Raw genomic sequence first — 11,830 nt, forward strand, 5'->3', positions numbered from 1 at the left:
TGGGCAGCGAAGCAGCCCCCAAGCAATTCACCTCGATTTACCAGACACACCGCATGCTCAGGATTTACGACTGCTGCGCAGCCGAACGGGGGCAAGCCCCCTCGCCACAGGAAGTGGCTATAGGTAAGCACTCACCTATCGGGGAGAATAATAAGAAATGCACGATAACCATTTGAGTCGCCATGCCCAGCAAGTGCTGACCGTGACCCAAGGCAAATCCCACCTGCACGGTCCCGGCAGCGATCCGTCCATTGCCCGTTCCTGGCTGCGTTGTCTTGAGGATTATCATCTCGACCCGGCCCTGACCATGGCGCCGACGGTACTGGAGCATGGCCGCGTGCTGGAAAGCCGTGAACGTTTGCAGCAAGTACTGCAGATCGCCGGCACCGAAATGACCAGCCTCCACCAGCAACTTTCCGGCGCTGGCCACGCGGTGCTGCTGACCGATGCTCGCGGGGTGATTCTCAACTGTGTCACTGCGCCTACCGAACGGAAGATTTTCGAGCGTGCTGGCCTTTGGCTTGGCGCCGACTGGAGCGAAGCCTGCGAAGGTACCAACGGCATCGGCACCTGCCTGGTGGAGCGCCAATCCCTGACCATCCACCAGGACGAACATTTTCGTGGCCGACATACCGGCCTGACTTGCTCGGCGAGCCCGGTGTTTGATCCTCACGGCGAGCTGCTGGCGGTGCTCGACGTGTCTTCGGCGCGTCACGAGGTTTCGCGTCAGAGCCAGTTCCACACGATGGCCCTGGTCAATCTGTCGGCGAAGATGATCGAGAGCTGCTATTTCCTGCGTTACTTCGACAATCAATGGTTGCTGCGTTTTCACCTGCAGGCCGAATCCGTCGGGCTGTTCAGCGAAGGGTTGCTGGCGTTTGACGGGGAAGGGCGGATTTGTGCGGTGAACCAGAGTGCGCTGAATTTGCTGGGGCATATTCGTGGCGGGCTGTTGGGCAAACCGGTGGAGGCATTTTTCGACTGCTCGCTGGATGAATTGCTCGGCCGTGCGAGCGCCAATGCCAGCGCCAGTTGGCCATTGCGCACCCGTGACGGGCGGCGGTTGTTTGCCGTATTGCGCGGGCAGCCGCGCAGTATTCCGGTGCAGGTGGTGCAAAGCCCGATGGTTGCCGAGCGTCCGCGCTTGTCAGGCATTTGCCTGGGCGATGCCGCGTTGCAGGAGGATTTCCGCAAGGCCTTGCGCGTGTTTGAACGGGACGTGCCGTTGCTGATCAATGGCGAAACCGGCTCAGGCAAGGAGGCCTTCGCCAAAGCCGTGCATCAGGCCAGTCAACGGGCAGCAAAATCGTTCGTCGCCCTCAATTGCGCGGCGATTCCCGAAAGCCTGATCGAGAGCGAACTGTTCGGCTATCGCGGCGGCAGTTTCACCGGCGCTCGCAAGGAAGGCATGCGCGGCAAGTTGCAGCAGGCCGATGGCGGTACTTTGTTCCTCGATGAAATCGGTGACATGCCGCTGAGCATGCAGACCCGGCTATTAAGGGTGTTGGAAGACCGTCAGGTGGTGCCGATTGGCGGTGAGCCGGAATCGGTCAATGTGCGGATCATCAGCGCCACTCACCGCAATCTGCTTGAGCGGGTGCAGGACGGCAGTTTTCGCGAGGATTTGTATTACCGGCTCAATGGGCTGGAGGTTGCGTTGCCGGCGCTGCGCGAGCGCGCTGACAAATCACAGTTGCTCGACTTTTTGCTAGCCGAAGAAGCGGGTGGGGAGACGGTACTGATTGATGCTCCGGCGCGGCAGGCCTTGCTGGGTTTTACCTGGCCGGGGAACGTGCGGCAGTTACGCAATGTGCTGCGGACCCTGGCAGCGCTGTGTGATGGCGGGCGGATCGGGCTGGAGGATTTACCGGCGATGATTCGCCAGGCCCGGCCGGTGACGGCGTCGTCGGTTGAAGAACCTTCCGAGTATCCGCTGGACGATGCCGAGCGGTTGGCATTGCTGACGGTGCTGGAACAGCAGCGCTGGCATATGACGCATACCGCTGAACAGCTGGGTGTCAGCCGCAATACCCTCTACAGAAAGTTGCGCAAACACGGTATCGCCCGCTCTGTCTGACTGATTGAGTCCTGTGGCGAGGGAGCTTGCTCCCGCTCGGCTGCGCAGCAGTCGTAAAGTCGGCAATCGGGTGATCCGAATGACCGCGTTGACTGGTTTTGGGGCTGCTTCGCAACCCAGCGGGAGCAAGCTCCCTCGCCACCCAAAGCGTGCCGGATCAGCCAAACGGTTGCCTCACGCTCAGCTAAAGAGTGCGATTTTCCCCACCCTAAGCTAACCTGCGGCCATGTTTTACGAGGTCGACTATGCACATTCATATTCTTGGTATCTGCGGCACTTTCATGGGTTCGATGGCGGTTCTGGCCAAAGAGCTGGGCCATCATGTGACGGGCTCCGATGCCAACGTCTATCCGCCAATGAGCACTCAGCTGCAAGCCCAGGGCATTGAGTTGACTCAAGGTTACGACCCGGCGCAGCTCGATCCGGCCCCGGACCTGGTGGTGATCGGCAATGCCATGTCCCGCGGCAACCCGGCCGTCGAATACGTGCTGAACAAAGGCCTGCCGTACGTCTCCGGCCCGCAATGGCTGGCCGATCACGTGTTGCAAGGCCGCTGGGTGCTGGCGGTTGCCGGCACTCACGGCAAAACCACCACCAGCAGCATGCTTGCCTGGGTCTTGGAGCACGCCGGCATGAGCCCGGGTTTCCTGATCGGCGGCGTGCCGCAGAATTTCTCGGTGTCGGCACGTTTGGGCGGCACGCCGTTCTTCGTGATCGAAGCCGACGAATACGACAGTGCATTTTTCGACAAGCGCTCGAAATTCGTTCATTACCGCCCGCGTACGGCGATCCTGAACAATCTTGAGTTCGATCACGCCGACATCTTCCCTGATCTGCCGGCCATCGAGCGGCAGTTCCACCATTTGGTGCGGACCATTCCAAGCGAAGGCCTGGTGATTCATCCGACCACCGAGCCGGCATTGCTGCGGGTTATCGAAATGGGCTGTTGGACCCCGGTGCAAACCACCGGTGCCGGCGGTCAGTGGCAAGTCAAACTGCTCAGTGAAGACGGCTCGAAATTCGAAGTGATGTTCGAAGGCGCCGTTCAAGGCGTGGTCGAGTGGGACATGACCGGTCAGCATAACGTCGCCAACGCCTTGGCCACCTTGGCCGCCGCACGTCATGTCGGCGTCGTGCCGTCGATGGGCATCGCTGCACTGAGCGCGTTCAAAAGCGTGAAGCGCCGGATGGAAAAGGTCGCGGAAGTCCGTGGCATCACCATATACGACGACTTCGCTCACCACCCGACCGCCATCGCCACCACCCTCGACGGTCTGCGCAAACGCATTGGTGATGCGCCGCTGATCGCGATCATCGAGCCGCGCTCCAACTCCATGAAGCTTGGCGCGCACCGTGATGGCTTGCCGGAAAGTGTGGTCGATGCCGATCAGGTGATCTGGTATTCCCCGGCCAACCTCGGTTGGGATCTGGGCGCCACTGCGGCGTTGTGCACTGTGCCGTCGATCGTCAGCGATTCGCTGGAAGGCATCATCGAGCGCGTGAAGAGCCAGGCTCAGCCCGGCACTCATGTGGTGATCATGAGCAACGGCGGCTTCGGCGGCCTGCACGGCAAACTCGCCGAGGCGCTGCAATGAACAACGGCCCGGAACGCATCACGCTGGCGATGACCGGCGCTTCGGGCGCCCAGTACGGCTTGCGTCTGCTCGACTGCCTGGTGCGTGAAGACCGCGAGGTACACTTCCTGATTTCCAAGGCTGCGCAACTGGTGATGGCCACCGAGACCGATGTCTCGCTGCCGTCCAAACCACAGATGATGCAAGCCTTCCTCACGGAATATACCGGCGCCGCCGCCGGGCAGATTCGGGTGTACGGCAAGGAAGACTGGATGTCGCCAGTGGCGTCGGGCTCTGGCTCGCCAGCGGCGATGGTGGTGGTGCCGTGTTCCACCGGGACCTTGTCGGCTATAGCGACCGGGGCCTGCAACAACTTGATCGAGCGGGCTGCCGATGTGACGTTGAAGGAGCGCCGCCAGCTGATTCTGGTACCGCGCGAGGCGCCGTATTCGAGCATTCATCTGGAGAACATGCTCAAGCTGTCGAACATGGGCGTGACGATTTTGCCGGCGTCGCCGGGCTTCTATCACCAGCCGCAGACTATCGATGACTTGATCGACTTCGTCGTGGCGCGAATTCTCAACTGTTTGAATATCCCGCAAGACATGCTGCCGCGTTGGGGCGAACACCATTTGAGCAGCGATGAATAAGCTGCTGATCATCCTGCTGGCTTTGCAATTGGCGGGCTGCGCCACCGCGCGCACCCTCGATGCCGCCAAGCCTGGAGCGCCGGTGGTGTATTCGGGGACGCGTCTGGATTTGTATGCGATGAACGGCGGGTGCTGCGCCATGGACCGATTTGGCGCCGAAGCGCCGAGTTATCCGGCTGTTGACCTGCCGGCCAGCGCCTTGCTCGACACGTTGCTGTTGCCGCTGTCGTTGTTGACGGTGATTGGTGTCAGTTTTCAGGCGACGGGTGGATTGTAAGAGAGCCATGTGGCGAGGGGGCTTGCCCCCGTTGGGTCGCGCAGCGGCCCTCCGTTTCTTGAGTCGCCTGGATTTGCGACTGCTTCGCAGCCGAACGGGGGCAAGCCCCCTCGCCACAGGTCCGCTGAGTTACTTGCCCAACTTGCGCAACTCATCCGACTCGACAATCCGCACGCCATCCTGCTCTTCCAGCGCCAGGCGCCACATGGCGCGGGCCAGTTGGCAGGCTTCGATGCCGTGATACTTGCCCGGAATCAATTTCGACAATGGGCCGGCAACCCGCTCGCCTAGTCGCGGCTCGACGCGATCGCCCAGCAACAGCGAAGGCCGGCAAATGGTTAGCTGCGGCCAATTCTGCGCGCGCAATGCGTGTTCCATCTCGCCTTTGACCCGGTTGTAGAAAATCGAGGATCTGCGATCGGCACCCAAGGCGCTGATCACGATCAAGTGCCGTGCGCCCATTTCTCGCGCACGTTTGGCGAAAGCCACCACCATGTCCAGATCCACCGCGCGAAACGCTTGCTCGGAGCCGGCCTGTTTGATCGTGGTGCCGAGGCAACAGTAGGCAATGTCGACGCGACCGTTCAATTGCGGCAAAAACACCGCCGGGTCGCCGACCGGGTTTTCCAGGTGAGGATGCTCTGCCAGTGGCCGGCGTGAGGGGGCTAATACCCGTGTAATCGTTGGCTCGTTGAGTAGACGGTCAAGCAAATGTTCACCGGTTAACCCGGTAGCTCCGGCAAGCAATACATGCTGAGGCGTCAAGTACATAGTAATTCCCCCTTGATACTATTCAGCTTAGTTGCTCTTTTCATCCTTGCTGATAGAGACACTTTGCAGTGCCTTTCGTGCCTGTTGTTTGCGCAACAGCTGCCAGTGGCTGAGAACGGTTTTCGGCGCCCAGATCTGTGGCTCGGAAGCTTCGAAGCTGTCGGCCAGTTCACGCTCGGCCACGGTGGCGCTGGCCAGTTTGAAGGCTTGCTCCAGATCGTCGGTCTGGTTCAGCGCCTGGGCGAACAGCGCGTCGCCGAAGTACGTGAAGTTGGCTTCTTCCGAACACCCGAAGGACACTCGATCGGCGCGCGAGGCGGTCATGATCAGGGTGCGTTCGTCCTTGAGGGCGGGAATGAAGCCGCCGGAATAGCACGATGAAATCACGATGATCTTGTCGCGCTTTTTCAGGGGCGCGAGGACGGCGGCGAGTTCGTCGGCCGGCAAGTCGGCCAGTTCCATGCGTGGCTGGTCGAGTACCAGTTCGTGTTCACTGGAGCCATGGCTGGTCAGATAAATGAACAGCAAGTCTTCCGGGCCGCTGCGCTCGGCCAGGGTCTGGGCGGCGCGGCGCAGGTTTTCCCGGGTGGCCATCGGCCGGTCGCCGAGGTGATCGCGATGGTTGACCAGGCGGATCTGGCCGAAGGCGCCGAAACGGCTGGCGAGCATGTTGGCGACGTAGTCTGACTCACGCAGGAACACGCTCTGCTTGCCATCGCCGCCGAGGGTCAAGGTGTACAGTTCGACCGCCGGGGTCGAGGCGGGGACGTTGGCCAGCGCATCGTCGAGCAAGCGCCCCTGGGCCAACAAGCCGAGTTCGAGAGGGTCGGGCAGCAGCTTGCCGTCGGCGTCGCGCACGCGCTGACTATTGACCCAGGTGCCGCTCTGCACCGTGCCATCGGTCAGCACCAAAGTACCTTGGCCCTGATAATTGTCGCTGTCGAACTGGCCGACATAGAAACTGCCATCGGCCAGGTTCAAGCGACCCTGACCGGTGAAACGCCAATCGCTGAAGTGGCCGATGTAGTGACTGCCATCGGCGCCGATCAACTCGCCCTTGCCGCTGAGCACGCCTTCCTTGAACTGACCGAGCCAGACATCGCCATCGGCGTTCTCGTAGCGGCCCTTGCCGTGCAGTTGATTGTTCTTGAAACCGCCGACATAGATATCGCCATCGGCGCTGTTGAAGGTGCCATTGCCTTCCAGCTGACCGTCGGCGAAATGCCCGGTGAACTGATTGCCGCTGGCATCGCTGCGCTGACCTTCGCCGTTGGGTTTGCCGTGGGCGAATTGACCCTGGTACTGGCTGCCGTCTGCGAGTTCCAGACGACCGAGCCCTGAATATTGATCGGCCTTGAATTCGCCGCGGTAGGTCATGGCGTTTTCTTTGAGGGTGCCTTCACCGTCGCGTCGACCCGCCTTGAAACCGCCGGTGTAGCTGCTGCCAGTGGTGGTCAGCGTGCCTTGGCCGTCGAATAGCCCTTGCTGGAATTGCCCGCGATAGACCTCGCCGTTGCTGCCATGCCATTCACCCTGGCCATGCCATTGGCCTTTGTCGAACTGGCCGGCGTACCAGCTGCCGTTCGGGTAATCGATGCGGCCTTCACCTTGCAGCAAACCATTGACCAGATCACCGCGATAGCGTCCGCCGTCCGGCAGGCGGGCATCAGGGGGCAACAGCGATTCGCCATCGCCGCAAGCGGTGAGCAACAGAGTCAAAGCAAGGAGTGCAAGTGAGCGCATAGCGGGATCCGGGCAATTAGGCGACCGAGTATGCCGCAGCTATGTGTCGCATTTATAGAGACACGGCACAGACACGGCGCGAAACAGCGTGAGCTGCTTCGCATCCGGGATGCTTTACACGAAGCAGAGGGACAGTGGCTCGGCGATATATGCCGGTTTGTCCGACCCTTCAATTTCAAGCGTGGCGGTTGCCTTGAGCAACCATTGGCCGGGTTTCTTCTCGATGACCTCGTTCATGTCAACCTTGAGTCGAACCCTGGAATTGACCTTCACAGGCTGGATGAAACGCACGCTGTCCAGACCATAGTTGACTACCATCTTTGCGCCTTCGGGCAGGATGAGGATGTCTTCCATCAGTTTGGGGATCAGCGACAACGACAGGAAACCATGGGCGATGGTGCTGCCAAAAGGTGTTTGCGCGGCTTTGACCGGGTCGACATGGATGAACTGATAATCACCTGTGGCTTCTGCGAACAGGTTGATGCGTTCCTGGTCGATGGTGAGCCATTCGGAACGTCCGAGTTCCTTGCCGACATAATCTTTGAGCTCTGCAACTGGAACATAGGGCATTGAGACTCTCCTTGGGTCATCGGTTTTCTAGTTTTCGAGTGGGGGGATTTGACCTCCCTGCGAACCACTTTAGATCAACATGGCAAATTGCTCCGGTCAACTATCCATGCTTTTGGCGAATGCCGATTCATAGCGTTGGCGTGCTTATAATGCCGGGCCCCTTCTTTGTGGGGAGCACGCGTGGGAGAGAATGGATGTTGTTACGTGGCCTGACCTGGCTGGTGCTTTTTCAATTGCTCGGCACCGCCCTCAACCATTTGTTTTTGCCGGTACTACCGGGGCCGATCATTGGCCTGCTGTTGCTACTGGGATATCTGATTATTCGCGGTCAAGTCGGCGAGCCGCTGAACCTCGCGGCCAGCAGCCTGCTGCGTTATCTGCCGTTGCTGCTGGTGCCGCCAGCGGTGGGCGTGATGGTTTACGCCGCCGATATCGCCGCGGATTTCTGGGCGATCACCGGTGCGCTGGTGTTGTCGCTGCTGCTATCGATGGCCTTCGCCGGCGTATTGATGCAGCGCCTGGTCAGGCGTCACGCTCATCGCGAGGACGACCAATGATTTTCGATTGGCAGGGCGCCTGGGCGTCGGTGATTCATCATCCATTGTTCGGTATCGGCATTACGTTGGGCGCGTATCAATTGGTGCTGGCGGCCTACGAGAAAACCCGCTGGATTTTTCTGCAACCGGTACTGGTTTCCATGTTGCTGGTCATTGTTGTCCTGGTGGGTTGCGGCCTGAGCTACGCCGAATATCGCAAGAGCACCGAGATCCTCAGCATCTTGCTCGGGCCGGCCACTGTTGCGCTGGCGGTACCGCTGTACCTCAATCTGCGGCGGATCCGGCAGTTGTTCTGGCCGATATTTACTACGCTGGTGATAGGCGGCGTGGTCGCCACGGGCATGGGTGTGTTGCTGGGTTGGGGCTTCGGCGCCGAACACATGATCCTGATGACCATGGCACCCAAATCGGTCACCTCGCCGATTGCCATGCTGGTGGCAGAGCAGATTGGTGGCGTCGCGGCGCTGGCGGCGGTGTTCGTGTTGATTACCGGGGTAATCGGGGCGATCTTCGGGCCGGGTCTTTTGACTCGTCTCGGTGTCCACAGCCCAGAGGCTCGAGGCATGGCCCTGGGCATGACCGCTCATGCGGTCGGCACCTCGGTGGCCTTGCAGGAGAGTGAAGAATGCGGTGCCTTTGCGGCGCTGGCGATGAGTCTGATGGGCGTAGCCACGGCGGTATTCCTGCCGTTGGCGGTGTCGATGGTGGTGTAAGGAAATGTCTATGAGTCTGCCGCTTTTTCCGCTGAACACGGTGTTGTTTCCGGACTGCATCCTCGACTTGCAGATCTTCGAGGCGCGCTACCTGGACATGATCGGTCGCTGCATGAAACAGGGCGGCGGCTTCGGCGTGGTGTGCATCCTCGACGGCGAAGAAGTCGGCATCGCCCCCGAAGGCTACGCACGGGTGGGATGCGAGGCGCTGATCACCGATTTTCATCAGCAAGACAATGGCCTGCTGGGCATTCGGGTGAAAGGCGGGCGGCGCTTTCATGTGGTGCGAACCGAGGTGCAGCGCGACCAGTTGATCGTCGCCGAAGTCGAATGGCTCAAAGATGAACCCGAACAACCGCTACAGGATGAAGACGCTGACCTGGTCGCGCTGCTCAAGGCCTTGGCGGAACATCCGATGGTCGAAGCGCTGAACATGGGCACCGAAGCGACGGGGCAACAGTCGCTGGCCAATCAGTTGGCGTACCTGTTGCCGTTTGCCGAGGTGGACAAGATAGACCTGCTGCAACTTGATGATCCGCAGCAGCGCCTGGATGCGATTCAGGCGTTGCTGGATGAGTTGCAGGGTGAGTTGTTTGCCTGATGTCCGCTAAAAAGATCGTAGCCTTCGGCAGCTCCTACAGGGAGTACGCCAATTTAATGTAGGAGCTGCCACAGGCTGCGATCTTTTGATCTTTTCAGTACGCGTATCTCAACATCGCATGCGGCATGTGCCTCAACACAAAGAAACCGAACAACGCCACCAACGACGGTAATACCAGCCACCAGATTTTCGGCGGCATGGCGTCGAGCGAAGTCTGGCGCTGAGTCAGCCAAAGGCTGGCCGCGCACACGCACGCCGCCAACATCGCGCCGGCCAGTACATCGGTCGGCCAGTGCGCGCCCAGGTACACCCGTGACAAGGCAATCATAAGCGCTGGCAAGCAGCCCACCAACAACCAGGTCAGGCGCATGCGCGGCGGTTGTCCGCGCCCGGCCAACACCGCGAGCGTCAAGAACAGCGCGAAAGAGCCCGAGGCATGGCCGCTGGGCATGCTGTAGCTGGTCAGCGGGTCGCTCAGCACTTCCGGGCGCACGCGGGCGAAAAAGTGCTTGGTCGCGGTATTGCCCAGTGCGGTGAAAAGCAAAGTGCCGCCTGCGAAAAGCGCGTGCCGCCATTGTCGTGTCAGCAACAGCAAGACTGTCAGCAGCGCGCTGAACATGAACATGTTGCGGAATTCGCCGATCAGCGTGAACACCACGGCCACTTCATCGAGCACCGGGCTGCGGTGTTCCTGTATCAGGGTCATCAATCCTTGGTCGAGGGCGGTCAGGTGCGGGTAGCCGATGAACAGACCGATCAGGATCAACAGGCTCATGCTGCTGATCCAGATGGTCGCCCGGCGATGGCGGCGCAGGCTGCTGTTTGCGCTCAGACCGACCATCACCGCAATGCTGCCGGCGACAATTGCGGCTTCAGGCCAGAAACCTTCCGGCAATGGCAAGCGGATCGCTGCCCCGGTGGCCCAGCCCGGCAGGAGATAGGCGAGGCTCCAGCCTGCGGCAGCCAACAGGCTGACGACGGCGAAGCGCGGGAAGGGCATGTCGCACATCCCGGCAACCATCGGTAGCATCGGCCGCAAGGGGCCGATAAAGCGGCCGACCAACAGGCTGGCGATGCCATAACGCTGGAAATACGCCTCGGCCCCGGCCATCCATTCCGGATGATGGCGCAACCCCGGCAGGCGACGGATGTTCTGGTGGAAATGTCGCCCTAAAAAGTATGAAACGATGTCGCCCAGCACGCCGCCGAGGAAACCCAATAGCAGCGTTTCACCCAATGACAACGCGCCACTGCCGGCCAGCACCGCCACGGCAAACAGCAATACTGTGCCGGGCACGATCAGCCCGGCAATCGCCAGGCATTCAATGCAAGCCACAATGAACACTGCCGCGGCCAACCACTGCGGATTGACCGTCAGCCAACCGGTCACGCTATCGAGCCATGGGCCCATAAAAACAACTCCATCGAATAATCAATTGGCCTCAAGGGACAAACGCAATCTTCAAAACGCTACAGGTCTCATGTGGGAGCGAGCCTGCTCGCGATAGCGGATTGTCAGACGACATCTACTTCGACGATCAGTCTGCTATCGCGAGCAGGCTCGCTCCCACAATGGATTTTCAATAATTCAGGACAACAAAAAATAATCGCGCCCTTCGACTTGCCCCCGGCGCAGCGGGTTGCGCGTGCAATAAAGTGCGTAAGCCGCATCAACAAAACGGTACATCAAGTGTTCGTCGCGCCCGTGGGGAATGCCCAGGCGTGTGGTCTGGATAATGTGGCCGGGCGCCGGCCCGACATCTTCCACCAGCAGTACTTCATGGTCGAAGCGCTTGGCGTCCCAGACCGGCACCTTCAGCCCCAGCGCCTTGCAAAGCAGCGTCTGCCCGGCACACAGCTTTTGTGAGGGGCGAGGGCGGCCCTGAGCATCGGGATTGTTCAATAGCATCTGCGCCAGACTCGCTGGCCCGCTCAGTTCATCGACCCACGGATAGGCTGATTTGATCAATACCGCATTACCCGGACCCTGAGCGCTGAAGTTCAACGAATCGCCACCGCGCGCGTAATACATATAGATGTGGCCGCCATCCAGAAACAAAGCCTTACGCTTTTCTGTGTAGCCAAGGGAGGCGTGGCTGCCTTTTTCTTCGCAGTAATAGGCTTCGGTCTCGATGATCCGGGCACTGAGCCACAGGTCGCCGACCTTATGGCGGATGATTTTGCCCAGTAAATCCCGGGCCAGCGTTTGGGCATCGCGGTCGAAAAATGCATCCGGCAACCCCGTGGGCTGGCGCGTAGCGGACGCAGAAACAGGCAGGTTGGTCATGATGAACAGC

12 protein-coding genes are annotated in these 11,830 nt (G+C 60.2%); 7 read left to right on the top strand and 5 right to left on the bottom strand.

Annotated elements, in window-relative coordinates:
- The first annotated feature begins 157 nt into the window (after positions 1-157).
- From ACQKPC_RS18885 to ACQKPC_RS18900, 4 genes are all read left to right on the top strand, one after another.
- The gene (locus ACQKPC_RS18885; RefSeq protein WP_427625885.1) at positions 158-2,077 is read left to right on the top strand and encodes a sigma-54-dependent Fis family transcriptional regulator; all 1,920 of its coding nucleotides are present in this window, start codon (positions 158-160) and stop codon (positions 2,075-2,077) included.
- A gap of 245 nt (positions 2,078-2,322) precedes the next feature.
- Positions 2,323-3,672 carry a UDP-N-acetylmuramate:L-alanyl-gamma-D-glutamyl-meso-diaminopimelate ligase gene (mpl, locus tag ACQKPC_RS18890; RefSeq protein ID WP_007894342.1) on the top strand — a complete coding sequence of 450 codons (1,350 nt, stop codon included), beginning with the start codon at positions 2,323-2,325 and terminating at the stop codon, positions 3,670-3,672.
- Positions 3,669-4,301 (top strand): flavin prenyltransferase UbiX, encoded by a 633-nt coding sequence (gene ubiX, locus ACQKPC_RS18895; RefSeq protein ID WP_007894343.1) that lies wholly within the window; start codon positions 3,669-3,671, stop codon positions 4,299-4,301. The genes mpl and ubiX overlap by 4 nt, the downstream gene beginning before the upstream one ends.
- Positions 4,294-4,578 carry a YceK/YidQ family lipoprotein gene (locus ACQKPC_RS18900; RefSeq protein ID WP_123498534.1) on the top strand — a complete coding sequence of 95 codons (285 nt, stop codon included), beginning with the start codon at positions 4,294-4,296 and terminating at the stop codon, positions 4,576-4,578. Before ubiX ends, ACQKPC_RS18900 begins: the two co-directional genes overlap by 8 nt.
- A gap of 129 nt (positions 4,579-4,707) precedes the next feature.
- On the opposite strand, the gene ACQKPC_RS18905 is transcribed toward ACQKPC_RS18900, so the two are convergent.
- From ACQKPC_RS18905 to ACQKPC_RS18915, 3 genes are all read right to left on the bottom strand, one after another.
- Positions 4,708-5,349 (bottom strand): oxidoreductase, encoded by a 642-nt coding sequence (locus ACQKPC_RS18905; protein ID WP_007894345.1) that lies wholly within the window; start codon positions 5,347-5,349, stop codon positions 4,708-4,710.
- A gap of 27 nt (positions 5,350-5,376) precedes the next feature.
- Complete coding sequence (locus ACQKPC_RS18910; RefSeq protein ID WP_427625886.1) at positions 5,377-7,092, bottom strand: C13 family peptidase; 1,716 nt, start codon at positions 7,090-7,092, stop codon at positions 5,377-5,379.
- 114 nt (positions 7,093-7,206) lie between these two features.
- Positions 7,207-7,662, bottom strand: a complete 456-nt coding sequence (locus ACQKPC_RS18915) for a MaoC family dehydratase (protein ID WP_008009033.1) — start codon at positions 7,660-7,662, stop codon at positions 7,207-7,209.
- A gap of 194 nt (positions 7,663-7,856) precedes the next feature.
- Between ACQKPC_RS18915 and ACQKPC_RS18920 the strand changes: the two genes are divergently transcribed.
- Genes ACQKPC_RS18920 through ACQKPC_RS18930 form a run of 3 tightly spaced genes read left to right on the top strand, consistent with a single transcriptional unit; the run spans position 7,857 to position 9,533 of the window.
- Positions 7,857-8,219, top strand: coding sequence for a CidA/LrgA family protein (locus tag ACQKPC_RS18920; protein WP_427625887.1), 363 nt, complete (start codon positions 7,857-7,859; stop codon positions 8,217-8,219).
- Positions 8,216-8,932: an LrgB family protein gene (locus tag ACQKPC_RS18925; RefSeq protein WP_008070140.1), complete on the top strand. Its 717-nt coding sequence runs from the start codon at positions 8,216-8,218 to the stop codon at positions 8,930-8,932. Before ACQKPC_RS18920 ends, ACQKPC_RS18925 begins: the two co-directional genes overlap by 4 nt.
- Before the next feature lie 10 nt (positions 8,933-8,942).
- The gene (locus ACQKPC_RS18930) at positions 8,943-9,533 is read left to right on the top strand and encodes an LON peptidase substrate-binding domain-containing protein (protein ID WP_063342415.1); all 591 of its coding nucleotides are present in this window, start codon (positions 8,943-8,945) and stop codon (positions 9,531-9,533) included.
- A 94-nt stretch (positions 9,534-9,627) separates the two neighbouring features.
- Here ACQKPC_RS18930 and ACQKPC_RS18935 read toward each other — a convergent pair whose 3' ends face one another.
- Both ACQKPC_RS18935 and ACQKPC_RS18940 read right to left on the bottom strand, forming a co-directional pair.
- Positions 9,628-10,944 (bottom strand): bifunctional DedA family/phosphatase PAP2 family protein, encoded by a 1,317-nt coding sequence (locus tag ACQKPC_RS18935; protein ID WP_427625888.1) that lies wholly within the window; start codon positions 10,942-10,944, stop codon positions 9,628-9,630.
- A 177-nt stretch (positions 10,945-11,121) separates the two neighbouring features.
- On the bottom strand, positions 11,122-11,820 hold the full coding sequence (locus tag ACQKPC_RS18940; RefSeq protein WP_427625889.1) for a DNA-3-methyladenine glycosylase: 699 nt from the start codon (positions 11,818-11,820) through the stop codon (positions 11,122-11,124).
- Positions 11,821-11,830 lie beyond the last annotated feature (10 nt).

It is taken from the genome of Pseudomonas sp. NPDC089918, assembly GCF_050280605.1.
Taxonomy (GTDB): domain Bacteria; phylum Pseudomonadota; class Gammaproteobacteria; order Pseudomonadales; family Pseudomonadaceae; genus Aquipseudomonas.